This window comes from Chryseobacterium sp. KLBC 52 (assembly GCF_003347605.1).
Classification (GTDB): Bacteria; Bacteroidota; Bacteroidia; order Flavobacteriales; family Weeksellaceae; genus Chryseobacterium.
The window spans coordinates 193,889-218,821 of record NZ_QDFZ01000003.1 but is presented as its reverse complement, the minus strand read 5'-3'; the positions used below and the strand labels follow the sequence as shown (position 1 = coordinate 218,821).

Here is a 24,933-nt window from a genome sequence, read left to right as displayed (position 1 = left end):
GGATTGTATGACAACAGGATCAAATACGAGGATTAATTTCCAGGTTGGGCAACCAATGCCGCAGTCACTTTTTGAGTCTTAAAAATACGATACCCGAACCACACCGCAATCAATGCCATGGCAGAACGCGTTACCACCATTGGAATGATGGAATCTGCTTCTAAAAAGCCCAGCAATGCTGACATTAAAAAGGTAACCATCAGCTGCATAAAACCTAGTAACGCTGCTGCCGTTCCCCTTCCTTCTTTAAATGGCGATAAGGCATGGGCAGACGTGATGGGAAACAAAATACCAATAGCCAGCAATGACAGGTACAACATTGCAATTTCCAGGGCTACAGAAAGGTTTTCTGCTGCAATCAGAATATGAAGTGTACATACCACCAACAACACAATAGTAGCAGCAAATAAAAGAGTGGAATTGCTTATTCTTTTGATCAGCCTAGGCGTAATATAAGCAGCGGTTATTAATGCCAATGAGTTGAAAGCAAAAATAAAACTAAAGGTACTGCTCGAAAACCCATGGATCTCCATGAATAAAAATGGTGCATTGGAGATGTAAATAATCAAAGAAGCAAACGCGATACTTCCCACCATGGTGCTGTTGATAAAATCTCTGTTGGTGATGATCATTTTCAGCTGTTCTTTTAATCCTTTTTCATCGAGTTTTTCATCATCTGAAAGGGTAATTCTGGTATTGGTTTCCGGCACATATTTGTAGACCATGAAGAATGTAATAAGGCCCATGATGCATAAAAAGGCAAAAGAACTGTTCCATCCCCAGAATTTAAGGAATACACTGCCCAGTAACGGGGCTACAATGGGTGCAATCCCACTGATCTGCGACTGCTGTGAAAATATGGTAACGGCTTTATGTTTATCATAGAGATCAATAATAATTGCCCTTCCGATAACAATTCCGGCACTTCCCCCGAATGCCTGCAGAAAACGCATCGCCCATAATACATAAATATCCGAGGTAAAATAGATGGCTGTAGCTCCGATAATAAAAAGCAAAAGTCCGCAGTACAACATGGGTTTCCTTCCTTTTTTGTCTGATAAAGGGCCCCATAGGAGCTGTCCGAAAGCAAATCCGGCAAAAAACACAGAAATGGATACCTGAATATGCCCGATATCAGTATTAAAAATCTTCGCCATACTTGGGAAAGCAGGAAGATAAAGATCTATACTTAACGACTCCAGCGTGTTGAGCAGCGCCAGAATAAACACTACAATACTTAAATTCTTCTTCATAAATAACGATAAGCCTTCGCAGGCGATTTTTTCAGCTGCAAAATTGCTGTAAAAAGTATTGTTTTTCAATAAAAGAACTGAAGGAAATATAGGACAAAATGAAGATAAAAATATAAAAACAAATAAAAAACATCAATTTAAGCCTAATATTAGAGTATATATTGAAGATTACCCTTTTTCATTATTCTTAAAATTGTCGGGATTTAGCCCCGTATGTTTCTTGAAAAACCTTGAAAAATATGAAGCATCGTTAAAACCGAGTTTAAAAGCAATTTCCTTCACCGTAAGCGCTCCGAAACTAAGCTCTCTTTTAGCTTCAAGAATCAGACGCTGGGAAATCATCTTTTTTACAGTGGTCCCTCTCAAAAAACGTACGATATCATTAAGATGGTGGCTGCTTATTTTGAGTTGGTCTGCATAGAAATCGGTCTCTTTATGCACAATATAATGCTGCTCAATAAGTCCCACCAGTTCCTGAATACGCTGACGGTCATTCAATAAGGGCTCCTGAGGAATGATCTGTTCTCCGATGATGATACAGAATGCTTTCAGATAAGCCTTTAAAAGCGCTGTTCTTGATGTTGTTGTATACTCCTGCTCCATAAGGGATATAAGTGTACTGCAGGTTTTTTCATTGTTTGGATTTAAAAAAAAGGGAAGTTCACCTCCGTTAAGTACTGATTCTATATCACATACTTCGTTGAAAATTTCTCTGCTTATCGCCATGGCATATCCTTCCTCTCCTTCCAGTTTCATATTGAATGCCTGCCCGGGTGCAATAATGCAGATCTGATTGTTCTGAAGCTGATAGCTTTCAAAGTCCAGTTCTAAACGGCTGTTTTCGTACACCTCCCTGAACCAGATAATTTCAAAAAAATTATGCCGGTGAACATCATGAAAATTCTCAGGACCTGCCGCGCTCAGCGTACTCATCTGAAATTCTTCAGAGGTCAGATGGTGAACGGGAATTTCTTTTTCAGATGAATTCATTGCTAACGTATTTGATCAGAGAAAGCGAAAACCGCAGCAAAAAATACTACGGTTTTCTTACAATATTTAAAATTAAATATAATTTTTCAATTTTATTGATATGCTTTTCCAGCCTACCTTTCGTTCAGCTGAAAACAAAATAATAAATTAAGCTCCAGATGCTCACAAAAAATAAGACAAAAACGAAAGACTCTTTCAAGTTCTGATTTCGTTTTTTTATGTAGTGTTTATATAAAGTAACTATTACAAACGTTATAATTACTAAACATGGTAGTACTGTAAAAGTATACATTTTATTGGCTTAAAAAAGCATCCCATCCCTGAGCGGTAAGGGCTACCAGCTGGTTAGATCCTCTTGCTACCATAAAGTTTCCTTCTTCTTTCTCCACGGCATGCCCGATAATGGTAAAGTCAGGGTGATTTTTAATTTTATCAAAGTCTCCCGATGAGATCGTGAATAACAATTCATAATCTTCACCACCGCTTAATGCTGTCATCACCGGGTTTAAGTTCATTTCATCTGCTGTAGAGATGGTAAGATTATCCAAAGGCACTTTTTCCTCATACAATCTGAATCCTACGTTGGATTGATCTGAAAGGTGAAGGATTTCGGAAGCCAGACCGTCTGAAATATCAATCATAGAAGTTGGCTTAATATCCAGTTCTTCCAGGATCTTTTTAACATCTGTTCTTGCTTCAGGCTTCAGCTGCCTTTCAAGGATATAGTCATAGCCTTCCATTTCCGGCTGCATATTTGGGTTAGCAAGATAAACGGCATGTTCTCTTTCCAGAATCTGTAATCCCATATAGGCTCCACCTAAATCTCCTGTTACAACAAGAAGATCATTTGGTTTTGCTCCGCTTCTTTTTACGATGTTTTCTTCATTTTCAATTCCTACAGCGGTAATGCTCATCACCAATCCGGAATTGGAACTTGTTGTATCTCCTCCGATAAGGTCAACCTTGTATCTTCCGCATGCTGCCTGAATTCCGGAATAGATTTCTTCTAAAGCTTCCACAGGAAAACGGTTAGACACCGCAAGGGAAACCAATATCTGTGTAGGCGTAGCATTCATGGCCGCAATATCGCTCAGGTTTACCACCACCGCTTTATAGCCTAAATGTTTTAAAGGAACATACCCTAAATTAAAGTGTACACCTTCCGCCAATACATCTGTTGTAAGAACTACTTTTTTGTTGTCAGGATTAATCACTGCCGCATCATCTCCTACTCCAAGCTCAGAAGATTCATTGGATAGTGGAAAATGCTCTGTCAAATGTTTAATAAGACCGAATTCTCCTAATTTCGAAATGGGCGTCAGCTCCTGTGATTTATCTTCAAACATAAATTTCTTTTTATCAATGATCATTGATAAATGATAGTTGATGATCAAGAATACAGATTTTCATCGTGTATCATTGCTCAACTATCATTCATCATTTATATATTAATCTCTGCCGGGTCAATATTGTGTGGGTGGAAAGGAAACTTTTTGAAGTCTTCTTTCGATAATACAACAGTGTCCGCGGTTTTATACTTATTCATTGCTTCCACTACGTCATCCGGTGGTGTGGTCATTTTTCTAAGCATCATATCAATCCATACACCTGTAGCTTCTGCCGTAGCACAGTGCATTCCGTCCGGAGTATAGAACTTGTGTACGAAACGGTAGATGGAAGAATCTTCTGCACATCCGTCTATTTCTACACTTACGATGACAATCTGATCTGCATAGATTTCTTTGAAGAAAGAATATCTTTCATGCAGGATCACCGGGCCGATTCCCCATCTGCTCAGCTGGGTAACCCCCATTTTCTCTTTAGTCATAAAAGCCATTCTGGCCTGTGCACAATACTGTACATACGATGAATTGGCCAGGTGCTTATTGGCATCAAGATCGCTCCATCTTACTTCAAATTTATGGTAGAAAATCATATGAAAATCGTTTTTGATATAATTAAAATTATAATCTTCAAAAATACTCAAATAAGATGGTTTATAAAAATTGTACTTTTGAAAAAATAATCTTCCGCATAGGATTACCCATACATGAAACAGATCATTATTATCGGAGGTGGTGCTGCAGGCTTTTTCTGCGCATCTAATCTTGACGAAAAGAAATATACAATTACGATTTTAGAACAGAACTCAGATGTCCTTCAGAAGGTTAAAATTTCCGGAGGCGGACGCTGCAATGTCACTCACGCATGCTTTGACCCCAGAGAACTGGTTCAGTTTTATCCCCGTGGAAACAAGGAATTACTAAGTGTTTTTACTAAATTTCAGCCTGGTGATACGATGGAATGGTTCGATCAACGAAACGTTCCTTTGAAAATTGAGAATGATAACAGAACTTTTCCTGAAAGCAATTCTTCCCAGACCATCATCAATACTTTTCTGAATGAAACTCAAAAGAAAAACGTCAAAGTGCAGACAAAATGTACGGTTAAAGAGATTGAAAAACAGGACGAAAAATATATTGTAAAAACCAATTCCGGAGATTTTGAAGCCGATTATATCGTTTATACGACCGGAAGTTCTCCAAAATCATTGAAAATTGTAGAAAATCTGGGTCATAAGATTGTGGATCTTGTTCCTTCCCTTTTCACCTTCAATATTAAAGATGAATTGCTGAAAGACCTTCCGGGAACAAGCTTTGAAAACGCCGAAATTTCAATTCCAAAACTGAAAACAGAAGAAAGCGGGCCATTGCTTATTACGCACTGGGGACTTTCCGGGCCTGCTGTTCTGAAAATTTCTGCATGGGAAGCAATAAGCCTGGCAAAAGTTAAATATAACTTTGAAATTGAAGTGAATTTCGTTTCTATAGAAATAGATGAAGCGGAAGAAATGTTCCAGAATTTCAAGCAAAGCAACCCTAAAAAGACCATCGGACAATCAAAGATCTTCGATATTACCAACAGATTCTGGCAGAAAATTTTGGAGAATTCAAAGGTTGATCTTCATAAACAGGTGGCCAATATTTCCGGAAAAGAGATCCAGAAAATATTGGAAAATCTTTGCCGGAAAAAGTTTCAGGTAACAGGAAAATCTACTTTCAAAGACGAGTTTGTAACGGCCGGAGGTGTTGATTTAAAGGAAATTAACTTTAAAAACATGTCTTCCAAGTTACTCCCTAATTTCTATATTGCCGGAGAAGTCCTGAATATTGACGCCGTGACCGGAGGATTCAATTTCCAGGCATGCTGGAGTGAAGGATGGCTGATTGCACAGGATCTCAACAGCTTATAAAAAATGATTACTTTTAATAAAAACTAAATCCATGAAAAAAAATTTCGGTTTCTTTCTTTTACTCTGGTTCTTTTTTGGATACAGCCAGGAAAAAACAATTGTCTCTGACTGGACATCATTCACGCAAGCTGTCTATATAGAGCATAAACAGAATTGGAACTTCCGTATAACGGCAAAAATCAGAAAAGATAATGAGGATAATGGTTCCAATTGTGGGTTATGGTGCAGAATAAATAATAAAGATGAGTCTACCAGTTTCTTTGAAAATCAATATTATGGAATCCAGGTAACCCATGAGTGGAAAACCTACGAAATAAAAGGAACCATCAATCCATCTGCAAAGACCATGAATATTGGAGCTTTTGCACAAAACAACGGGGATTTTTATTTTGACGATTTTAAGTTGGAAGTCAATGATGGGAAGTCAAAAAAGTGGACTGAAGTTCCACTGGAAAACTCAGGGTTTGAAAAAGAAATTGCCTCTTCAAAGGGTTGGTTTGAAGGAATCCATTCTCAGAGCATAAAGCACGTAAAACATTTTACCATTGAAACTTCGGATTACCAGCCATTCAGTGGCAGCAAGTCTTTGTTGATCAAAGGTCGTGGCATTATAGGAACAATGCCCGAAGGAAAATTTATGGATGTTAACGGCATCAAATTATATTATGAAACCTACGGAGAAGGTGAGCCGGTTCTTATGCTTCATGGCAATGGCCAGTCCATCAGTGCCTTTATGAATCAAAAAGACACCTTTGCTGAAAAATATAAAGTGATTATTGTCGATTGCCGTGAACGTGGGAGATCTACTTATGACAAAACGAAAGAGCTTACTTTTGATATTCAGACAGAGGATATTAAGCAGTTTTTAGAGAAGCTTAACATCAAAAAAACAAAAATTATTGGCTGGAGTGACGGAGGAATTCTCGCACTGTCTATGGCCATGAAATACCCTGAAATGGTAGACAAAATTGCCTGTTCAGGAGCCAATATTTTTCCGGAAGGAGTGAAAGATCATGATTTAAAATCCTGGAAAGAAATGCTTGTAAGCCTTACTAAAGAGAATAAAGACCACAAAAATGATATCTTTATTGATCTTTTGAATCTGGATCTGAAGTATCCTCAATGGAAGTATGAAGACCTGAATAAAATTCAGTGCCCATCACTGATTATTGCTGGTGATAATGATCTTATAAAAACAGAACATACGGTAAAAATCGCAGAATCTATTCCAAAAGGACAATTAGCTATTATCCCTAATGCCAATCATTATGTTCCTGAAGAAAAACCGGAATTATTTAATGAGCTAGTGATTGATTTCTTTGAAAATAAATAACCAGAATACAACATAAATCATGAAAAAAATAGTAGCATTCATTTTATGCCTGGGATTTGGGCTTGCCTTCTCGCAAACGCAGGAAACCAAAACATCTCCCACAGAAGATCATTCCAGAGATAAGTTTATTCCTGAACAAAGTAAGCAGGCGGAATATCCCGGTGGGCTTTCAGCATTTATGCGGGAGGTATCTCAAAAAGTAAATACAAACCGAATAAAAGGTGCCAAAGGAAGAACACGTTCACAAGCAAAATTTTCTGTCAATGCTAAAGGTTATATTGACACGATTATCGTGACCGGAGACAATGAATCCCTTAATCATGAAGTAGAAAGAGTGATGAAATCTATGAAAACCCAATGGAAACCCGGAGAATATAAGGGGAATACCGTAATGATTTGGTTTAATCTTCCTTTCATTATTAATTTTGAATAATCAGAATGCTGTCGGCCAAAAGAAATATTTCTTCTTTTTTTAAAATCCTTTTAGTTTTAGGGTTCGGGTATTTCTTTTGGCTCATGCTGAAAATCACTTTAGAATATATTCCTTTTAATCCTGAAGTCAGTTTTCTGATGATCAAACAGACGGAAGTAACAGAAAGACAGGAATATCTTCCGTTTTTCTATACCCATGTTTATACAAGCATTTTTGTGCTTCTTTCGGGTTTTCTTGCTTTGCTCAGAAAGAATTTTGGATTCAAAAATTTCCACAGAAATATGGGAAAAGTGTATATTTTTCTCATTCTAATTTTTGCCGCGCCTTCGGGTATTTATATGGGTATTTTTGCCAATGGAGGTCTTTTTTCAAAGATTTCTTTTGTTATTTTAGGCTTTTTATGGTGGTTTTCAACGTTGAAAGCCTATCAGCTGGCCAGACAGAAAAGGTTTAAAGAACATAAGCAGTGGATGTGGCGGAGTTTTGCATTTACTTTATCTGCTATTACCCTGAGAATGTGGAAGGTAATTATTGTATATTTATTTCATCCCAATCCTATGGATGTCTATCAGATCATTGCATGGCTGGGCTGGATTCCCAACCTCCTTATTATTGAATATTTAATCACAAAAAAACTTATATGAAAATTCTAAATTACACACTCATTTCCCTGCTTACAGTTTCTCTGTTAAGCTGCAAAAAAGAGGGAAAGACTACTGAATCGGGAAAAGATTCTCTGACTGCAAAAAAGGACTCTGTGGTAATCCCTGAAGTTCACAAAGAATATTACGGAATTTATACCGGTGAATTTGCAGGAATGGAAAAGGTAGTTGACCCAACAGACGGCTCAGAATATGATGTTGATAACTACAAAAGAATTTCTTTAAAGATCAACAGAATTACCAAAGACAGCGTGTACGGACAAAGTATCGTGAATGGGAATCAGCGCCCGTTCAGAGGTATTTTCAATGAGGCTACAACGTCTTTTGTGCTTGATGAACCGGGCAATGACAAAACAGACGGAAGATTTGAAGTAAAATTAAAAGGCGACAGCTTAACCGGAAAGTGGAATGCTTTTGATAAAACAAGTGTTAAAGCACCTTCGAAAACGCTTAAACTTACCAAAAAAGAGTTTGTTTATAACCCGAATTTTATGCTGGATAAGGATTCTGATCTGGTAGACTGGTCAAACCCTAAAGAGTTTACTGAAAAATATACCGATGAAGAAACCGGAAAAACAGAAAGCTATAAAACCTCTAAAAATCGCATCGCTTCAGAAGCGATTTTCAAACTGAATGCATCGAAGCAAAAACTGACAGAAAAAGATCTCAAAAACTTAAGAAAACTGGATCTTGAGATCATCAAAAACTCTGTATTTGCAAGACATGGTTATTCCTTTAAAAAAGAAACCTACAGAAATTTCTTTGAGCAAACAGACTGGTATATTCCTGTATCCAGCAACGTAGACAATGAATTATCACCTATGGAAAAAGAAAATGTGGCGTTACTGAACCGTTTTACCAAATATGCTGAAGATAAATATGACAGTTTTGGAAGATAGGTGTCAGATTGCAGGGATTAGGGATTAGGAGTTGAGGTTAAGCGATCATTGTTTGTCACCTTTACGATAAGATAGAGAATAAGGCAGCCTACAGCATAGCAAAGATTATCTATCCACGAGAAAGAATTTCCAATAACAATATACATCAGGCTTCCAGGACGGAAGCCTAGTTTTTCCGCGATATTGAAATACTGGGCAAATTCTACCATCAATGAAAAAATAAGAATTCCCAGAATCAGCTTCTGATCATTTACTTTTACAAAACTTTTGACGAAAGTATAAAGAAGCATGACCACAATAACATCTCCTAAATAAGCTCTCACAAAGAAAATATCACTGAATTTTGTGGCAATCAATACTTCTGCAAGAAAAATAATTACGGTGAGAAGCAAATACTTCAGGCTGAATTGGAATTTCATTTCAAATTTGAGTTTAGGCATAAAAAATCGGCATTCTAAGAATACCGATCTTATCATTTTATAAAGACAAATATATTATTTCTTTACTTTGATTGTACATCCGATGGCTACCGTTTTGGTCATTTTTACCGGTTCTCCTTTGATCAGAGCATTTACCGCATCCTGAACATAATATTCCGATACATCATTCGGGTTATCATAATTATTGTCGATTGCACCTATGTATTTTACAATGTTCTTTCCGTTTTCTTTTTTCAGAACAAAAATATGTGGTGTTTTTGTTGCTCCGTACTGAGGATAAATTTTCTGCCCTTCGTCTACCAGATAAGGGAAAGTGAATCCTTTCTGCTTTGCTCTTTCAATCATCTGCTGATAACCGTCTTCCGGCTGTACATTAGGATCGTTGGGATTAATGGCAATGACCGGATATCCCTGAGCTTTATATTTTTTATCCAGCTCAATGATTCTGTCTTCATATTTCTTTGCATAAGGACAATGGTTGCAGGTAAATACGACAATGAATCCCTTTGCGCTTTTAAAATCACTCAGGGAAACCATTTTCCCATCAATATTTTTAAGCTTAAAATCGGTAGCTTCATCCCCTACTTCATAGCCTTTTACAGATGAAACGCTTTCTTTCTTACTTATATTTTTATCATGATCTTTCGCTGTAAAGCTTAGTAATCCCAGCCCAACGATAAATGCGGTCATTACAATTTTCAGGTTTTTCATAATTAATTATTTATTGCAGGTTTTCTTTAATTGTTTTTTCCAGGTCTTCTTTGCTCATTTCACCATCATTAAAGTGGATTTTTGATCCGTTTTTATAGAACAACGTTACTGGAATATTTCCATCCCAGTCTTTTTCAAATCTTGGAATCCAGGTATTCATTCTTTTGATATCATCCAGCATAAGTACTTCAGCGGTAAGATTTTTATTTTTAATGAATTTCAAAACTCTTTCTTTATCAGCCAACCTGTCTAATGAAACCAGGATCATTTTAAACTTCTCATTATCTGCATATTTTGCATTAACATCCATAAAATGAGGAAGCTCTTTCACACATGGACCACAGGTTGTAGACCAGAAGTTCACAACAAGCAGTTTGTCTTCTTCCCGCTGAATTCTCTTCTCCAGATCTTCATACTTTAGGACAGAAACTTCCGTCTGCTGGGCTTTGAGAACTGTGCAAAAGAAAAACAGAATTAATATTTTTATTATATTTTTCATTATTAAAACATAAACAACTATAATTTAACAATATACAAAAATAAAATTCACCAATTCTCTAAATCTTTTACAAATAAACATTTTTTTGGCAGCTGATTCATTTTTTTAATATTTTTATGGCTTAAATCAAAACCATGAAAAAAGCTTATTTACTACTGCCAGTTTTCTTTTTGGCATCCTGCTCAAGCAGTAATGATGACACCGCCTCATCCAACAACAACGGAAATAATAATGAAGACAGTCCGGTTTTAGTAACAAAAATGGTTGCTGACGGAGAAACCTCAACCTATACTTACAATGGCTCAAAAATCTCCCAGATCAAAAACACCAGCACTGGTGAAGTTACCCTTTTCAGCTATTCAGGAGATCTGATTTCCCAACAGGTAACGACGGGTTCAAGCACAAGTTACAAAACAACATATTCTTATGACGGAAGCAGCAGATTGAGTAAAAAAATATATAGCGAGACTTACCTTTTGAGCGGAACTGTTTCTACGGTAGAAACCAATTATGCATATACCGCAAGCAATGCTGTAAAAATCACCTATACAGCAAGCTTTACAGGATCTCCTGTAAGAACAGGTACTAAAAATACTACATTAAATGCCGATGGTTCGCTTAGCAGCTGGACAGAAACCGCATCAGTACCCAATAATACAGGAGGGTTTCACAGTGCAACAGGTGCTTTACAGCCTATTGTATATGATACTAAAAATCTTCCGTTTAAAAATATCACAGGGTTTTTAAAAATTATTGATAGTGAAGATGAAAATGGCTCAACACACAATATCGTAAGTTATAACAATGTTCTTAATTATAACAATGGAGCCGGAAGTGGTGAATGGGGGATTTTTAAATCCACTTACGAATATAACAACAGCGGATATCCTACGAAGAATGTTAAAACGTATTATAACAAGACCGGAACAGGGATAACGAATAGTGAGTTAAATACTTACGAATACAATCATTTATAATATAGGGAGCGCTTAAAGCGTTCCTTTTCTTTTCATAAGCCAATGTGTTAATTTTTCACAAGTAATAGAATTATATGAATTGTTTTTATATATTTGAAGGAATCAAAACTAAAAATACCATGAAAAAATCAAACGCTCAGAAAAGAAAATTAACAAAAAGCGAACTGAAAGAAATTAACGGAGGCAACGGACCTGTTGTATGCCCCGAAGGACTTTGCGACAGAGGGGACGGTGAATATGTAATCGGACCTGTAGGAAGAAACGGATACTGCTGTTAATAGCAAAAGCTTTGTTAGATACTAAAGATTGAGGTCTCACCTCAATCTTTTTTTTGTGAAGGAGAAATCTTTTGCAAAAAGTTAACAATTTGAATCACAATATTTTGTAGCTATTAAAATAACTTGTAAATTAGCTTTTACCAAATTAAAATTATTATGAAAAATTTAAAAAATCAAAAAAGAAAATTGAACAAAACTGAACTGAAAGAGATCAGCGGTGGTGCCAACAGACCTGTCTGCCCAAGAGTGATAAGCTGTACAGATCCTCAAACCGGAGAAGAACGATACGGTGTTCCTGGAATGCAGGATGGATTCTGCTGCTAACTGAGTTGTAATTTCCAAATAACGGAATATGAAAAATTCAGTCATCTTGAAAAGAAAACTCACCAAAAATGAATTAAAAGAAATTAATGGTGGAGCAGCTTGCGCAGAGGGTTTATGCAAACTGAGAGGAGTAAGCCATTTCCTCATCATAGGCCCAAGAGGTAAGGACGGCTATTGCTGCTAGTCTTCCTTTATAATAACAAAAAAATGATTGGATTAGCCTCCAATCATTTTTTTTATCGCATTCAGCTTCATTAAAGCTTCAATAGGGGTCAAGGTATTGATATCTATTTTCGTCAGTTCTTCGCGGATATTCTCCAGAACAGGATCGTCAAGCTGGAAGAAAGAAAGCTGCATATTTTCTTCTGTCACTCTTTTGATACTTTCAGAAGTACTTCCATTTCCCTGCGTTCTGCTTGCTTCAAGGGTTTTAAGAATCTCATTCGCTCTGTTGACCACTTTGGCAGGCATTCCGGCCAGTTTTGCCACATGAATACCGAAACTATGCTCACTACCACCCGGAACGAGTTTTCTCAGGAAAATAATATTCCCTTTGTTTTCCTGGATAGAAACGTGGAAATTTTTCACCCTTTCGAAATTGACAGTCATTTCATTCAGCTCATGATAATGCGTTGCAAATAAGGTCTTTGCCTGCGTTGGGTGCTGATGAAGATATTCTGCAATAGCCCATGCAATAGAAACCCCGTCATAAGTGGAAGTTCCACGTCCGATTTCATCTAACAGAATCAGACTTCTTTCTGAAATATTGTTCAGGATATTCGCCGCTTCATTCATTTCCACCATGAAAGTAGATTCGCCTGCAGAAATATTATCGGTAGCTCCTACCCTTGTAAAAATCTTATCCAGCAATCCGATTTCAGCATGTTTCGCTGGTACAAAACTTCCGATCTGAGCCAAAAGACATACAATAGCTGTCTGACGCAGAATTGCCGATTTACCGGCCATGTTGGGTCCTGTTACCATGATAATCTGCTGAGAATCTTTATCCAGGAAGATATCATTCGGGATATATTTTTCTCCCAGTGGAAGAGCATTTTCAATGATCGGATGTCTGGCTTCTTTTAAATCAATCGCATAGCCGTCATTCAAAACAGGCTTTGTATAACTCTCAGAAACAGCCAGTTCGGACAATCCCGCAGCCACATCAAGTTGGGCAATGATATTGGAATTCCCTTGAATCTGATCAATATAAACCATTGTTTCTGCACATACATTTCTGTACAGTGACGTTTCCAGAACGCCTATTTTTTCTTCGGCACCAAGAATTTGGTTTTCGTATTCCTTCAGCTCTTCGGTAATGTATCTTTCTGCGTTTACTAAGGTTTGCTTTCTTACCCAGTCATCCGGAACTTTATCTTTATGCGTATTTCGGACTTCAATATAATATCCGAAAACATTGTTAAAATCAATTTTAAGGCTGGTAATTCCTGTTCTTTCAATCTCCCTCTGGCACATTTCATCTAAGAATCCACGTCCTTTGCTTTGAAGATTTCTCAGTCTGTCCAGTTCTTCAGAAACTCCTTCTTTAATGATATTCCCTTTCGCAAGACTTACCGGAAGTTCTTCATTAAGATGATTTTGCAAAAATTTAATCAGTTCTTCCAGATCAAATAAAGGCTCTAACCACGCCAGCACATCTGCATGTGGATGCAATAAAGCTTTGATTTTATGAATATTAATTAAACTCTGACGCAAATATCCCAGTTCTTTAGGTGAGATTTTCTCTGCAGCCAGTTTCCCCATCAGTCGGTCAAGATCAGAAATGGATTTCAGAAGCTGGCAGATTTCATATTTCAGCGCATCATTTTCGTTTAAGAAATCAATCAGAGAAAGTCTTCTCATGATCTCATCCACCGATTTTAAAGGAAGAATAATTCTCCTTCTCAAAAGCCTTCCTCCCATCGGAGTAGACGTTTTATCAATGATATCCAACAGTGATTTCCCCTGTGGATTGCTTGGATAAACAATTTCCAGGTTTCTCAGGGTAAAATTATCCATCATCAGATAGTCTTCCTGCGGAATAATCTGCAGTTTCGTAATATGGGCAAGCAGATTATGATGCGTATCTTCTACCAGATAAGCAAAAATAGCTCCTGCCGCTGTAATCGCCAACGGTAAATTTTCTATTCCAAATCCCTTTAATGAATTGGTTTTGAAATGATTTGTGAGTTTTTCGTAGGCAAAATTATATTGGAAAGCCCAGTCTTCAAGCTTAAAGGCATTTTTATTTTTGATCTGCTCCGGAATCTGGGTGCTTCTCTGGAAAATAATCTCACTCGGATCAAAGGTATTGATGATATGCAAAAGCTTTTCCAGGTTTCCTTCACTTACCAGAAACTCTCCCGTGGAGATGTCCACTAAGGCAATTCCATACTTCTCTTTTTCTTTATGCAATGAAAGAAGGAAGTTATTCTTTTTGGAATTCAGAACCTGATCATTGAAGGTAACTCCAGGTGTAACCAATTCAGTGACACCACGTTTAACAATTCCCTTCACCATTTTCGGATCTTCCAGCTGATCACAGATCGCAACCCTCATTCCGGCTCTTACCAGTTTTGGGAGATAAGAATCTACAGAATGATGTGGAAATCCTGCAAGTTCTATATGCCCCTCACCATTGGCTCTTTTGGTAAGCACAATACCCAGAATCTGAGAAGTTCTGACAGCATCCTGCCCAAAAGTTTCATAAAAATCCCCAACCCTGAATAATAATAGCGCATCAGGGTATTTCGCCTTGATGGTATTGTACTGCGTCATTAACGGGGTTTCTTTCTTCGCTGCTTTTGCCATAGTAAAAAATGAGCCCCAAATTTAAAAAAATAAATTCAGGGTAAGAGAATTGTTTAGGGGTTAATCTTCCCGGCTTTTCTTTGTCACTAATTAATCGTACTTTTCAACCATCAAATCACATTATTTATGGAATTTCCTGTCTTAGAGACTGAAAGGCTTATTTTGCGCCAGCTTACTTTTAATGATACCCAGGACCTTTTCGAATACTTTTCTCTGGATGAAGTGATGGAATATTATGACCTGGATACCTTCAAAACCGAAGAAGATTCCCGTCGTATTATCCAGCACTTCAATAGTGAATTTGAAAAAGGCAAAGGTTTCAGATGGGCTCTGGAACTGAAATCAACCGGAAAAGTTATTGGCACCTGCGGCTATCACAACTGGTACAGGGAGCATTTCAGGGCAGAGGTTGGCTATGAACTCAATCCCAAATTCTGGCAGCAATCCTATATGAAAGAAGCTATTCTTCCGATTCTGACCTATGGATTTGAAACCATGAGGCTTCACCGTGTAGATGCGTTCATAGATCCATCCAATATTTCTTCCGAAAGACTCTTGACTTCTTTAAATTTCAGCAAAGAAGGAACGTTGAAAGATTATTTTTTTGAAAAAGGAAAATTCGTTGATGCAGCGATTTTCGGACTTATTAATAAATAAATTGATCTAAATCTAACGCTAAGAAGCAAAGAAAATTGATATTGATTCTTTTTATTTTCGTTCGCAAAGGCATTTCATTTAGCAATTGAAGTATTTTCCTCGCTGAGTGAAACGTCTTTGCGAACCTTTATAATACAGATAAGCTTTAAACTTGCGTTCAATGCGTTAAAATGATCTAAACTCTAATTCTTATCATTCAGAAAGGTGTTTTTCCAAAGCCTCGGTGCTTCTCCTGTAAGCCCATTTCTGCTTATAATTCACCCATTTGGCTTTGAAAAGTTTTCGCATCAGTTTGTCCGTGTACCTCATAATAAAGACATGATATAACATACTGGCAAAGATATTGGGTTTATTGGGAAGGGCTCTTAGTGAAAGAGAAAAACCGGGTTCCAGATATCTGTTGAAGTGCCAGAAAGCTCCCGGAATAAACAGAGCATCACCATGTTCCATGAAAATTTCATATCCCCTGGCGTATTGCAGTGCCGGAAACTTTTCATAATCCGGATTTTCATAATCTACTTCATAAACCGTGTGAACAGACAAAGGTACTTTATATAAAAACGGAGACTGCTTCTGATCAAACAATAAAATCCTTTTCTTTCCTTCGAAATGGATATGCATAAAATCACCCAGATCGACATCATAATGCATTAAAACATGCGCCTCACTTCCACCGAAAAATAAAGTCGGCAGTCTTTTAAAGAACTTTATTCCGAGATCCGGATAGGTGAAATTTTTCAGCAGCTCGGGAAGCCTGTCTGTAATGATATAAAAAAAGATTCGCAGATCTGAAGGTTTGCTTTTGATGGTGTCAATATAGTCCTTCATTTTCATCCGGGTGACCGGAGCATCAGAACTTTTTGCAGCATCGGCCGGTTTGTTATCATACAACGGAACTTCCTGATCTCCTGCTTTTTCTTTGATATAGGCAAGATTCCATTTATCAAAAGCGTCCCATCGGCTGGCAAAATTCTTTATCAAAAGAGGTTTCTGCTTTTTAAAATAATTTTTCTGAAAATCTTCTTTACTGATATCATTTACAATATCTACGTTTTCGAGGATCATGTATTTTGTATTTAATGCGAACTAAAAATAGTGTTTTTTTGAAACCTGAGAAAATTAAGGTGAAAAGGGATGGAAGCCGGAAGAGGGATGCCGGAAGTTAAGTTTTGTCTGCAAACGTCTCTACATCATTCTATAATAAGATTTTTATGGAAAACTTAGGGCTCTTCTTCAGCTTCAATAACCTCCTTCTTCCAGCTTCAGACTTCCTTCCTTTATTAGCAGAGCTCGGATGAAAAATTTATATTTGTGGTAATAAGTGAATTTATGAGAGTATACAATACCAAACATTTCATTAGAATCCTTTTCAGCTTACACAAAAGTGATACTTTAAAAATTCTTTTTCCGAGTATGATTCTTGTAGGATTATATTCCTGGGGAATTCAGTATCTGGAAGTTGAGTATCTGCACCTTACCACAAAATCAGGTGTGAGTAATGTAGGTATGATTCATTCTCTGCTGGGTTTTGTGCTTTCTCTTTTGCTTGTTTTCAGAACGAATACGGCCTATGACAGATGGTGGGAAGGGCGAAAACTTTGGGGGAAACTGGTGAATGATACCAGAAACTTTGCCATAAAAATCAATACGATTCTTGGAGACAACCGCCAGGATGCTGAACAGATAGCAAGATATTTAAAATACTTTCCTCACTTTTTAGCCAAACATCTTTCCAAGGAATCTACAAGGCTGGCTTTGGATGAAGATTATTCTGAAATTGAAAGTTCTTTAAAAAATCATGGACCTAGCGAAATAGTGATTCTGTTAAGCCATAAATTGAACCAGTTAAAAAAAGAAGGAAAAATTTCAGAAGTTGAAATGCTGTACTTAGACACCCAGCTTTCAGGATTTCTGGATGTATGCGGAGGTTGTGAAAGAATCAAAAACACTCCGATTCCTTACTCCTACTCTTCTTTCATCAAGAAATTTATTATTCTGTATGTTTTTGCGCTTCCTATTGCCTACGTGATTACGATAGGTCTTTTCATGATTCCTCTTACTGTCTTTGTCTATTATGTATTGATGAGCCTTGAACTTATTGCAGAAGAAATTGAGGATCCGTTCAATAACGATGAAAATGATATTCCCATGGAGACTTTAGCTCAGAATATTGAGAAGAACGTGCACCAGATTATGAACAGAAAATAAAACCTTGTCTAAATGTTTTTGTCTATATTTTGACCCCAAAAAACTATTTGCTACTTTTGAATTAAGATAATGGAAAATGTCTTATACTTAGCAAAGGCAAAGGGCAGTAAAAAGAAAAAAATAATCTCACAAATAATATACAATTGGTACAGAAACTAAAACTGGAAGAACTCAACAGAATAGATGTAGAAACATTTAAGAAGGTTGAAAAAATTCCGTTGGTCATCATTTTAGATAATATCAGAAGTATGCACAATGTAGGTGCAGCTTTCAGAACTGCAGATGCCTTTTTAATTGAAAAAATAATCCTTTGCGGAATTACACCGCAGCCACCTCACCGTGAGATTCATAAAGCGGCATTGGGAGCCACGGAAAGTGTAGACTGGTCTCATGAAGCAGAAACCAATAATGCCATTGCTGATTTGAAAAGCAAAGGATACGAAATCATAGGGATTGAGCAGACTACCGACAGTCAGCTTATTACGGATTTCACCATCGACAGATCAAAAAAATATGCCTTAATTTTAGGAAACGAAGTGGAAGGAATCAGCGATGAGGTTCTCCCGAATATTGATGTATTTTTAGAAATTCCACAACTTGGAACAAAGCATTCTCTTAATGTAAGTGTGTGCGCCGGAATTGTGATGTGGGAATTTGCAAAAGCATTAAAATAAAAAAACTGCATATGTCCTTAGTAGACAGTGCAGTTTGAAATAAATCTAATAAAAAGTAAAAATGAAAGGCGACAAAGGTACTTTATTTTTTTTTACAAACAAATTTTGACGGCATTTTTTTTGTTTCATCTTAAAAAAAGTAGGGTTTTCAGAAAAAGTTTCGTTTAATTTTTTATAAATTAGCACAATGTTTATCAAGGACTATATCTCAAAAGACTTTCCATGTTTTAGCCTGTCTGACTCCATAGAGTCGGCCAGAAACATATTGGAGGATTTCGGATATTCCCATGTTTTCATCAAAAAATCCCATCACTTCTATGGAGCTATTGCCATGGACTTTCTGTATGAAGAAGATGGAGGAACACTGAAGGACCTGGAACACCAGATTGAGCGGTTTGCCATTCTGGAGGACAACAACGTTATGGACAGCATCCGTCTTTTTTATACTTTCAGCTCTAATGTGATTCCGGTGATTAATAAAAATGAAAAATATCTGGGGTATATTACTTGTGAAGATGTTTTTCAGGACCTTTCCCGTTATCCTTTATTTTCAGAAACAGGAGCTATTCTTACCGTAGAAACTCCGGCCAGAAAATATTCAATGACGGAAATTACCAATATTGTAGAAAGCAACAATTCGAAGTTTTACGGAGGGTTTATCAGCTTTATGTCTGAAGAGGTAGTGCAGGTCACCATAAAGATCAGTAACGAAAACCTGGCCTCGATAGATGCTACATTTGACCGGTACGACTACAGAATTGTTGAGAAATACTATTCTGATGAGAAATCCGATCTGTTTAAAGACCGTTATGGTTTTTTACAAAAATTCATAGAAATATAACATGAAGGCAGCCATATATTCTCAGAAAAAAGATCTTGATACTTTTTTATATTTAAGCAAGTTTATCTCCGAACTTGAAGCAAGAGGTGTAAAATCTGTTCTGTATGATGAAATGGCTGAAGCACTTCAGTTTTCAAAAATATTCGAAACTTTCAACTCCAAACAGGATCTTCTGGATAAAGAAGTGGATCTTTTCTTCACTTTCGGTGGAGACGGAACTATTGTAAACTCTCTGACATTTATTGAAGACCTTGAAATTCCGGTGGTAGGAGTGAATACAGGAAGACTTGGGTTTTTAGCTTTTTTCACAAAAGAAGAAGCCTTTAAAGAACTGGATTCCATCTTAAAGGGAGATGTAAAAACAAGCCGCCGTTCCGTAATTGAGGTCGTTTCTCCCAAGCTGGAAGGCGCTTTCCCTTATGCATTAAACGATGTTACCGTTTCCCGAAAAGAAACAACATCGATGATTACCGTAGATTCTTATATCAATGATGAGTTTCTGAATGTATTCTGGGGTGACGGTGTAATCATCTCAACACCCACCGGTTCTACCGCCTACTCTCTGAGCTGCGGAGGCCCTATCATTTCTCCCAATAACGAAAATTTTGTCATTACTCCTATCGCTCCTCACAATCTGAATGTGAGGCCGTTGGTTGTGAATGATAAAGTAGAAATAAAACTGCGGGTGGAAAGCCGTGTACCTCAATACTCTCTTTCCTTAGACTCCCGACTGATACACATAGAAACCGATAAGGAAATCATTATCAAAAAGGCAAAATTCCAGCTTCTTCTGGTACAGCCCAATAGTTTGAGTTTTTATGAAACCATCCGTCAGAAGCTCCTTTGGGGCAGAGATAAAAGAAACTAGTAATTTCTTAAAAATGATTACCTTTACACGAAATTAAAACACCTAATAAATTTATAATAAAAAGTAAAACATGAGCAGAATTTTTCCGGCAGGAGTTGCCACAGGTCAGTTAGTTACTGATATCTTTCAGTATGCTAAAGAAAACAAATTTGCATTACCTGCAGTAAACGTAATTGGATCAAGCAACGTAAATGCTACGATGGAAACTGCAGCAAAATTAAACGCTCCTGTAATTATTCAGTTTTCAAATGGAGGAGCCGCTTTCAATGCAGGGAAAGGATTAAGCAATGACGGACAAAAGTCTGCAATCTTAGGAGCAATTGCTGGAGCAAAACATATTCATACTCTTGCAGAAGCTTACGGAGCAACAGTAATTCTACACACAGACCACTGTGCAAAGAAATTACTTCCTTGGATCGACGGATTAATGGATGCTAACGAAGAATTCTTCAAGCAGACAGGAAAATCTCTTTACTCTTCTCACATGTTAGACCTTTCTGAAGAATCTTTAGAAGAAAATCTTGAAATTTCTGCTAAATATTTCGAAAGAATGGCTAAGCTTCAGATGACTCTTGAAGTAGAAATCGGGGTAACAGGAGGTGAAGAAGATGGTGTTGACAACTCAGATGTTGATAACTCAAAATTATATACTCAGCCTGAAGATGTAGCTTATACTTATGAAAAATTAAAAGCTATTTCTGATAACTTCACAATCGCTGCTGCTTTCGGTAACGTACACGGAGTTTACAAACCAGGAAACGTAGTTCTTACGCCGAAAATCCTTGACAATTCTCAGAAATATGTTCAGGAAAAATTCGGAACGGCTGCTAAACCTATCAACTTCGTATTCCACGGAGGTTCAGGATCTACTTTAGAAGAGATCAGAGAGGCAATCGACTATGGAGTAATCAAAATGAACATCGATACTGACCTTCAGTTTGCATACACAGAAGGCATCAGAGATTATATGATCAACAATATTGACTATTTAAGAGCTCAAATCGGAAACCCTGAAGGAGAAGAAAAACCTAACAAAAAATTCTACGACCCAAGAGTTTGGGTAAGAAAAGGTGAGGACACATTCTCTGCAAGATTGGTGAAAGCATTTGAAGATTTAAATAACGTAGATACTTTAAAATAAGAACTGTACATTTGTACCGGTGTAAAAGTATTCCCAGGAATGCATTTACATTGGTACATTTTACATTTATACATTAATACAAGCAAAAATGGCATTCGACTGGTTTAAAAGAAAAGCAAAAAACATTACCACTTCTACTGATGAGAAAAAGGACGTTCCCAAAGGCCTATGGCATCAGACTCCATCCGGAAAAGTAGTGGAACATGATGAACTAAAGAGAAATAACTATGTTTCTCCTGAAGATGGATTTCATGTGAGAATAGGAAGTGCGGAATTTTTTGACATCCTTTTTGACGGTGGTAAATTTACCGAACTGGATGCCAATGTTGAAAGTATTGATATCTTAAACTTCAAAGATACAAAGCCTTACAAAGACCGTTTGAAAGAAGTAAAAGCTAAAACAAAGCTTACAGATTCTATCAGAAACGCTGTAGGAACTGTAAAAGGAACTGAAATGGTAGTTTCTTGTATGGATTTTGCTTTCATCGGTGGATCTTTGGGTTCTGTAATGGGAGAAAAAATCAGAAGAGCAGTAGACTACTGTATCGCTCACAAACTTCCGTATATGATTATCTGTCAGTCCGGAGGAGCAAGAATGCAGGAAGCGACTTACTCTCTGATGCAGCTGGCAAAAGTTCAGGCTAAATTAGCTCAGCTTTCTGAAGCCGGACTTTTATACATCGCTTATCTTTGTGACCCTACATTCGGAGGAATTACTGCTTCTTTTGCAATGACTGCCGATATCATTATGGCAGAACCGGGAGCACTGATCGGTTTCGCAGGACCAAGAGTAATCCGTGAAACAATCGGTAGAGATTTACCGGAAGGATTCCAGACGTCAGAATTCTTACAGGAAAAAGGATTTGTAGATTTCATCGTAAAAAGAACTGAAATTCAGGACACTGTTGCCAAAACAGTTAATTTATTAGCTGTAAAAGCATAGTATCTGTAACAAAAACAATACAATCTCTCTCTAATTAGGGAGAGATTTTTATTTATGAGGACTTTTAAGATATTTTTCAATACCATCCGAAGCATGAGTTTTAAAAAGATTATCCGTCTTTTATCACTTGTCCTTCCCCATCCTCTTTTCGCTTTACTCAGTTTTCATGCCACGGTAAAGGCATTTACCATTGCACAGAAAAAATTCCCTGCAACCGCCTCCAATAACGGAATTGGAAATGCTTTCAGACATGCTCTGTGGTGCTGCTTCATCATGATGTACTGCTGCAAGATTTCTTCCCCTAAAAAAGCACTGGATTTCTGCAAAAGAATCACAGATATGCATGAAGAACTCTTCCCTAATGAGCCTTTGGAAACCAAAATGGATCTCCATAACAACAAAATCGGAATGGATTATTTCATGGAAATTTTACCGGGAATTCACCGCCAGTTTTTTGAGAAAAGCTTCTTTGTAGACGCGCTTGTCAAAAAAATGGATGATGCGAAAGTTCTGAAAAACCTTGATGATGATTTTGAAGGATATCTTGTTTATCTGGAAGAGTAAGCATTTTATTTAAACGCTAAAGATCGCAAGGAAAATTTAAAAACCTTATGCATATTTTCGTCCGCAAGGGCATTTCATTCAGCTATGTTCTCTAACTTAAATTCTCTTTGCTTTGCTTAGTGCTAACGCCTTCGCGAACGAAAAAAATCATTTTTCATATTATTTAAAAACTTTGCGAACACTGCGTTAAAATAGTATAAAGCCAAAAAACCATCATTAGTTTTATTTCACACCAGAATAACAAAAGACTTTAGTTATTTTTGTGGTTTGAAGTATTTTTGATAAGTTTAAACAATTAAATCAATCAGATGGTTCTCAGCAGAATTTGGTCGGCTTTTATTATCATTGCCATTGCCATTGCCAGTATAAAATATGTTTCGTCAGGTAACTACAAAACCATTTTCAATGATATGGTGGTGGGAAAAGGAGGTGATACCGTAAAGATTGCTTCTCAACCTATGAACAGCCTCTCTCCTGTTGTCAGAGACAGCCTGATGAAAAAAAATGATTTTGCAGACAGCAGAATTCACTTTAAAACAGATTCTTTAAAACAGAATGTAAATGTTTATCGCGTTCAGGAAGCCGATGGAGTGATCGGAACTTCAGAAACAGCGGTGAAGATCTGTCTTGGTCTTATCGGAATCATGACCTTGTTTATGGGATTCATGAGTATTGCTGAAAAAGCAGGAGGAATTAACCTTCTAAGCCGTCTGATTCAGCCATTTTTCTCCAAATTATTTCCGGAAATTCCTAAAAACCATCCTGCATTCGGGCATATGCTGATGAACTTCAGCGCGAATCTTTTGGGATTGGACAATGCTGCGACTCCTTTTGGTTTAAAAGCCATGGAAAGTCTGCAGACTTTAAATCCTAATAAAGATACTGCCAGTAATTCACAGATCATGTTTTTGTGTCTTCATGCCGGAGGTATGACTTTAATTCCCGTCTCAATTATTGCCATCCGAGCATCTATGGGATCTAAAACTCCCACAGACATCTTTCTGCCGTGTATGATCGCCACTTTTGCAGCAACATTGGCTGCGATGATTATTGTTTCTTTGTATCAGAAAATCAATCTTCTTCGCCCGGTAGTAATTGCTTATGTAGGAGGAATTTCAGCGATTATTGCTTTATTGGTAGTATATCTTGTACAATTGAGTAAGGATGAACTGGATGACTTCAGTAAAGTATTAAGCAATGGTTTAATTCTGTTTATCTTCCTTGCAATTGTATTAGGAGCCGTTTATAAAAAGATCAACGTTTTTGATGCCTTTATTGAAGGCGCAAAAGAAGGGTTCACCACCTGCGTCAAGATTATTCCTTATCTGGTTGGAATGCTGATTGCGATTTCATTATTAAGAACTTCCGGTGTATTTGATGTAATCATTGACGGAATGAAATGGGTAGCCAATGTGGCCAATATGGATCCAAGATTTGTAGACGGACTTCCGACTGCTTTAATTAAACCTTTATCCGGTTCAGGAGCCAGAGGAATGATGGTGGATACGATGACAACATTTGGAGCAGATAGTTTCCAGGGGAAATTGGCAGCTGTACTTCAGGGAAGCTCAGATACGACGTTCTACGTGATTGCAGTATATTTTGGCGCCGTAGCCGTTAAGAATACAAGATACACGGTAATTGCTATGCTTCTGGCCGATTTGGTAGGTGTTATCACTGCCATTGCATTAGCTTACTTATTCTTTGCTTAATGAAAATCTGCGGGTTGAGCAGATGCTATTAACTTTAAACATTAAACTTAAAACTTTAAATCCATTATGATCACAGATAAAGAATTTACCCTAAGACTCATCCGCCAATTGACCCAGGCATTAGAAAAATTGATTCTGGACAAACCTGAAGAAAGTCTAATGCAGAAAGAGCTGGATTTTGATACGTTGATGAGAGATATTTTCAAAATGAACTTCACAGAGGTTGCTTCTAAAACCAAAGAAGAAATGATCGCGATGGTGAATGAAAGACAGGAAAGAGATCACAAAGATTATTATGAAATGCTGGGAAATCTTTTCTATTTCAACAGCAGACATGATCAGAATAAAGATTTTCAGGATAAAGCAAAGACATTCTACGAGCTGTATCTTCAAACCAGCGGTATCTTTGCACTCCCAATCATCAACAGAATCAATGAATTAAAAAAAGCACTTGAATAAAGT

28 protein-coding genes are annotated in these 24,933 nt (G+C 37.2%); 19 read left to right on the top strand and 9 right to left on the bottom strand.

Translation table 11 applies throughout. The features are described from left to right. Positions 1-32: 32 nt before the first annotated feature. The 4 genes from DDF69_RS04310 to DDF69_RS04295 all read right to left on the bottom strand — a co-directional run bounded on the left by DDF69_RS04310 (position 33) and on the right by DDF69_RS04295 (position 4,179). Positions 33-1,253 carry a multidrug effflux MFS transporter gene (locus tag DDF69_RS04310; RefSeq protein WP_162800872.1) on the bottom strand — a complete coding sequence of 407 codons (1,221 nt, stop codon included), beginning with the start codon at positions 1,251-1,253 and terminating at the stop codon, positions 33-35. A gap of 168 nt (positions 1,254-1,421) precedes the next feature. After that, positions 1,422-2,243 carry a helix-turn-helix domain-containing protein gene (locus DDF69_RS04305; RefSeq protein ID WP_114819681.1) on the bottom strand — a complete coding sequence of 274 codons (822 nt, stop codon included), beginning with the start codon at positions 2,241-2,243 and terminating at the stop codon, positions 1,422-1,424. A gap of 293 nt (positions 2,244-2,536) precedes the next feature. Then, positions 2,537-3,589: a thiamine-phosphate kinase gene (thiL, locus tag DDF69_RS04300; RefSeq protein ID WP_114819789.1), complete on the bottom strand. Its 1,053-nt coding sequence runs from the start codon at positions 3,587-3,589 to the stop codon at positions 2,537-2,539. Positions 3,590-3,684: 95 nt separating this feature from the next. Next, positions 3,685-4,179: an acyl-CoA thioesterase gene (locus DDF69_RS04295; RefSeq protein WP_114819788.1), complete on the bottom strand. Its 495-nt coding sequence runs from the start codon at positions 4,177-4,179 to the stop codon at positions 3,685-3,687. A gap of 114 nt (positions 4,180-4,293) precedes the next feature. Here DDF69_RS04295 and DDF69_RS04290 point away from each other — a divergent pair, with 114 nt between their 5' ends. From DDF69_RS04290 to DDF69_RS04270, 5 genes are read left to right on the top strand one after another with little or no spacing between them, the layout of a single operon-like run. After that, positions 4,294-5,496 (top strand): NAD(P)/FAD-dependent oxidoreductase, encoded by a 1,203-nt coding sequence (locus tag DDF69_RS04290; protein ID WP_114819680.1) that lies wholly within the window; start codon positions 4,294-4,296, stop codon positions 5,494-5,496. A gap of 31 nt (positions 5,497-5,527) precedes the next feature. Beyond that, positions 5,528-6,829 carry an alpha/beta fold hydrolase gene (locus DDF69_RS04285; RefSeq protein WP_114819679.1) on the top strand — a complete coding sequence of 434 codons (1,302 nt, stop codon included), beginning with the start codon at positions 5,528-5,530 and terminating at the stop codon, positions 6,827-6,829. A gap of 19 nt (positions 6,830-6,848) precedes the next feature. Further along, the gene (locus tag DDF69_RS04280; protein ID WP_114819678.1) at positions 6,849-7,262 is read left to right on the top strand and encodes a hypothetical protein; all 414 of its coding nucleotides are present in this window, start codon (positions 6,849-6,851) and stop codon (positions 7,260-7,262) included. 5 nt (positions 7,263-7,267) lie between these two features. Further along, positions 7,268-7,906, top strand: a complete 639-nt coding sequence (locus DDF69_RS04275; protein ID WP_114819677.1) for a DUF2306 domain-containing protein — start codon at positions 7,268-7,270, stop codon at positions 7,904-7,906. After that, entirely contained in the window at positions 7,903-8,823 is a 921-nt protein-coding gene (locus DDF69_RS04270) for a YARHG domain-containing protein (protein ID WP_114819676.1), read from the top strand. The genes DDF69_RS04275 and DDF69_RS04270 overlap by 4 nt, the downstream gene beginning before the upstream one ends. Before the next feature lie 17 nt (positions 8,824-8,840). Here DDF69_RS04270 and DDF69_RS04265 read toward each other — a convergent pair whose 3' ends face one another. The 3 genes from DDF69_RS04265 to DDF69_RS04255 form a co-directional block, all read right to left on the bottom strand. Continuing rightward, positions 8,841-9,242, bottom strand: coding sequence for a DUF2809 domain-containing protein (locus DDF69_RS04265; protein ID WP_114819787.1), 402 nt, complete (start codon positions 9,240-9,242; stop codon positions 8,841-8,843). 75 nt (positions 9,243-9,317) lie between these two features. Continuing rightward, positions 9,318-9,974 carry a thioredoxin family protein gene (locus DDF69_RS04260; RefSeq protein ID WP_114819675.1) on the bottom strand — a complete coding sequence of 219 codons (657 nt, stop codon included), beginning with the start codon at positions 9,972-9,974 and terminating at the stop codon, positions 9,318-9,320. A gap of 10 nt (positions 9,975-9,984) precedes the next feature. Next, positions 9,985-10,473: a TlpA family protein disulfide reductase gene (locus tag DDF69_RS04255; protein ID WP_114819674.1), complete on the bottom strand. Its 489-nt coding sequence runs from the start codon at positions 10,471-10,473 to the stop codon at positions 9,985-9,987. A 134-nt stretch (positions 10,474-10,607) separates the two neighbouring features. On the opposite strand from DDF69_RS04255, the gene DDF69_RS04250 reads away from it, so the two are divergent. The 4 genes from DDF69_RS04250 (at position 10,608) to DDF69_RS04240 (ending at position 12,236) form a co-directional block, all read left to right on the top strand. After that, positions 10,608-11,450 carry a hypothetical protein gene (locus tag DDF69_RS04250; protein WP_114819673.1) on the top strand — a complete coding sequence of 281 codons (843 nt, stop codon included), beginning with the start codon at positions 10,608-10,610 and terminating at the stop codon, positions 11,448-11,450. Between the two features lie 119 nt (positions 11,451-11,569). Continuing rightward, entirely contained in the window at positions 11,570-11,728 is a 159-nt protein-coding gene (locus DDF69_RS04245) for a hypothetical protein (RefSeq protein ID WP_162800871.1), read from the top strand. 156 nt (positions 11,729-11,884) lie between these two features. Then, positions 11,885-12,052: a hypothetical protein gene (locus DDF69_RS22000; RefSeq protein ID WP_162800870.1), complete on the top strand. Its 168-nt coding sequence runs from the start codon at positions 11,885-11,887 to the stop codon at positions 12,050-12,052. Positions 12,053-12,080: 28 nt separating this feature from the next. After that, the gene (locus tag DDF69_RS04240; RefSeq protein WP_114819671.1) at positions 12,081-12,236 is read left to right on the top strand and encodes a bacteriocin; all 156 of its coding nucleotides are present in this window, start codon (positions 12,081-12,083) and stop codon (positions 12,234-12,236) included. Between the two features lie 32 nt (positions 12,237-12,268). Here DDF69_RS04240 and mutS read toward each other — a convergent pair whose 3' ends face one another. Continuing rightward, positions 12,269-14,863: a DNA mismatch repair protein MutS gene (gene mutS / locus DDF69_RS04235; protein WP_114819670.1), complete on the bottom strand. Its 2,595-nt coding sequence runs from the start codon at positions 14,861-14,863 to the stop codon at positions 12,269-12,271. Between the two features lie 126 nt (positions 14,864-14,989). Here mutS and DDF69_RS04230 point away from each other — a divergent pair, with 126 nt between their 5' ends. After that, on the top strand, positions 14,990-15,520 hold the full coding sequence (locus tag DDF69_RS04230; protein ID WP_114819669.1) for a GNAT family N-acetyltransferase: 531 nt from the start codon (positions 14,990-14,992) through the stop codon (positions 15,518-15,520). 192 nt (positions 15,521-15,712) lie between these two features. Here the strand turns inward: DDF69_RS04230 and DDF69_RS04225 are convergent, their stop codons facing one another. Continuing rightward, positions 15,713-16,585, bottom strand: a complete 873-nt coding sequence (locus DDF69_RS04225) for a cupin-like domain-containing protein (protein WP_114819668.1) — start codon at positions 16,583-16,585, stop codon at positions 15,713-15,715. 264 nt (positions 16,586-16,849) lie between these two features. Between DDF69_RS04225 and DDF69_RS04220 the strand changes: the two genes are divergently transcribed. The 9 genes from DDF69_RS04220 to DDF69_RS04180 all read left to right on the top strand — a co-directional run bounded on the left by DDF69_RS04220 (position 16,850) and on the right by DDF69_RS04180 (position 24,930). Beyond that, positions 16,850-17,728 carry a bestrophin family protein gene (locus DDF69_RS04220; protein ID WP_114819667.1) on the top strand — a complete coding sequence of 293 codons (879 nt, stop codon included), beginning with the start codon at positions 16,850-16,852 and terminating at the stop codon, positions 17,726-17,728. A gap of 143 nt (positions 17,729-17,871) precedes the next feature. Then, positions 17,872-18,402: an RNA methyltransferase gene (locus DDF69_RS04215; RefSeq protein ID WP_114819666.1), complete on the top strand. Its 531-nt coding sequence runs from the start codon at positions 17,872-17,874 to the stop codon at positions 18,400-18,402. 187 nt (positions 18,403-18,589) lie between these two features. Next, a complete protein-coding gene (locus tag DDF69_RS04210; RefSeq protein WP_047426603.1) occupies positions 18,590-19,243 on the top strand; it encodes a CBS domain-containing protein in 654 nt (217 codons plus the stop codon). Between the two features lies 1 nt (position 19,244). Beyond that, complete coding sequence (locus tag DDF69_RS04205; protein WP_114819665.1) at positions 19,245-20,111, top strand: NAD kinase; 867 nt, start codon at positions 19,245-19,247, stop codon at positions 20,109-20,111. 70 nt (positions 20,112-20,181) lie between these two features. Then, the gene (fbaA, locus tag DDF69_RS04200; protein ID WP_062672913.1) at positions 20,182-21,252 is read left to right on the top strand and encodes a class II fructose-bisphosphate aldolase; all 1,071 of its coding nucleotides are present in this window, start codon (positions 20,182-20,184) and stop codon (positions 21,250-21,252) included. 88 nt (positions 21,253-21,340) lie between these two features. Further along, complete coding sequence (accD, locus tag DDF69_RS04195) at positions 21,341-22,195, top strand: acetyl-CoA carboxylase, carboxyltransferase subunit beta (RefSeq protein ID WP_002982142.1); 855 nt, start codon at positions 21,341-21,343, stop codon at positions 22,193-22,195. Between the two features lie 54 nt (positions 22,196-22,249). Further along, a complete protein-coding gene (locus DDF69_RS04190; RefSeq protein ID WP_114819664.1) occupies positions 22,250-22,759 on the top strand; it encodes a DUF6973 domain-containing protein in 510 nt (169 codons plus the stop codon). Positions 22,760-23,067: 308 nt separating this feature from the next. Beyond that, entirely contained in the window at positions 23,068-24,471 is a 1,404-nt protein-coding gene (locus DDF69_RS04185; RefSeq protein WP_114819663.1) for a nucleoside recognition domain-containing protein, read from the top strand. A gap of 66 nt (positions 24,472-24,537) precedes the next feature. Beyond that, positions 24,538-24,930, top strand: a complete 393-nt coding sequence (locus tag DDF69_RS04180; protein WP_114819662.1) for a hypothetical protein — start codon at positions 24,538-24,540, stop codon at positions 24,928-24,930. The last annotated feature ends 3 nt before the right edge of the window (positions 24,931-24,933 follow it).

Bases quoted from the DNA above. Each gene is read 5' to 3' on its own strand.
- DDF69_RS04295 (WP_114819788.1), bottom strand. From the start codon at position 4,179: ATGATTTTCTACCATAAATTTGAAGTAAGATGGAGCGATCTTGATGCC.
- DDF69_RS22000 (WP_162800870.1), top strand. From the start codon at position 11,885: ATGAAAAATTTAAAAAATCAAAAAAGAAAATTGAACAAAACTGAACTG.
- mutS (WP_114819670.1), bottom strand. From the start codon at position 14,863: ATGGCAAAAGCAGCGAAGAAAGAAACCCCGTTAATGACGCAGTACAAT.
- DDF69_RS04245 (WP_162800871.1), top strand. From the start codon at position 11,570: ATGAAAAAATCAAACGCTCAGAAAAGAAAATTAACAAAAAGCGAACTG.
- thiL (WP_114819789.1), bottom strand. From the start codon at position 3,589: ATGTTTGAAGATAAATCACAGGAGCTGACGCCCATTTCGAAATTAGGA.
- accD (WP_002982142.1), top strand. From the start codon at position 21,341: ATGGCATTCGACTGGTTTAAAAGAAAAGCAAAAAACATTACCACTTCT.
- DDF69_RS04265 (WP_114819787.1), bottom strand. From the start codon at position 9,242: ATGAAATTCCAATTCAGCCTGAAGTATTTGCTTCTCACCGTAATTATT.
- fbaA (WP_062672913.1), top strand. From the start codon at position 20,182: ATGAGCAGAATTTTTCCGGCAGGAGTTGCCACAGGTCAGTTAGTTACT.
- DDF69_RS04310 (WP_162800872.1), bottom strand. From the start codon at position 1,253: ATGAAGAAGAATTTAAGTATTGTAGTGTTTATTCTGGCGCTGCTCAAC.
- DDF69_RS04255 (WP_114819674.1), bottom strand. From the start codon at position 10,473: ATGAAAAATATAATAAAAATATTAATTCTGTTTTTCTTTTGCACAGTT.
- DDF69_RS04250 (WP_114819673.1), top strand. From the start codon at position 10,608: ATGAAAAAAGCTTATTTACTACTGCCAGTTTTCTTTTTGGCATCCTGC.
- DDF69_RS04280 (WP_114819678.1), top strand. From the start codon at position 6,849: ATGAAAAAAATAGTAGCATTCATTTTATGCCTGGGATTTGGGCTTGCC.
- DDF69_RS04190 (WP_114819664.1), top strand. From the start codon at position 22,250: ATGAGGACTTTTAAGATATTTTTCAATACCATCCGAAGCATGAGTTTT.
- DDF69_RS04260 (WP_114819675.1), bottom strand. From the start codon at position 9,974: ATGAAAAACCTGAAAATTGTAATGACCGCATTTATCGTTGGGCTGGGA.
- DDF69_RS04240 (WP_114819671.1), top strand. From the start codon at position 12,081: ATGAAAAATTCAGTCATCTTGAAAAGAAAACTCACCAAAAATGAATTA.
- DDF69_RS04230 (WP_114819669.1), top strand. From the start codon at position 14,990: ATGGAATTTCCTGTCTTAGAGACTGAAAGGCTTATTTTGCGCCAGCTT.
- DDF69_RS04185 (WP_114819663.1), top strand. From the start codon at position 23,068: ATGGTTCTCAGCAGAATTTGGTCGGCTTTTATTATCATTGCCATTGCC.
- DDF69_RS04305 (WP_114819681.1), bottom strand. From the start codon at position 2,243: ATGAATTCATCTGAAAAAGAAATTCCCGTTCACCATCTGACCTCTGAA.
- DDF69_RS04275 (WP_114819677.1), top strand. From the start codon at position 7,268: ATGCTGTCGGCCAAAAGAAATATTTCTTCTTTTTTTAAAATCCTTTTA.
- DDF69_RS04270 (WP_114819676.1), top strand. From the start codon at position 7,903: ATGAAAATTCTAAATTACACACTCATTTCCCTGCTTACAGTTTCTCTG.
- DDF69_RS04180 (WP_114819662.1), top strand. From the start codon at position 24,538: ATGATCACAGATAAAGAATTTACCCTAAGACTCATCCGCCAATTGACC.
- DDF69_RS04225 (WP_114819668.1), bottom strand. From the start codon at position 16,585: ATGATCCTCGAAAACGTAGATATTGTAAATGATATCAGTAAAGAAGAT.
- DDF69_RS04210 (WP_047426603.1), top strand. From the start codon at position 18,590: ATGTTTATCAAGGACTATATCTCAAAAGACTTTCCATGTTTTAGCCTG.
- DDF69_RS04285 (WP_114819679.1), top strand. From the start codon at position 5,528: ATGAAAAAAAATTTCGGTTTCTTTCTTTTACTCTGGTTCTTTTTTGGA.
- DDF69_RS04205 (WP_114819665.1), top strand. From the start codon at position 19,245: ATGAAGGCAGCCATATATTCTCAGAAAAAAGATCTTGATACTTTTTTA.
- DDF69_RS04220 (WP_114819667.1), top strand. From the start codon at position 16,850: ATGAGAGTATACAATACCAAACATTTCATTAGAATCCTTTTCAGCTTA.
- DDF69_RS04290 (WP_114819680.1), top strand. From the start codon at position 4,294: ATGAAACAGATCATTATTATCGGAGGTGGTGCTGCAGGCTTTTTCTGC.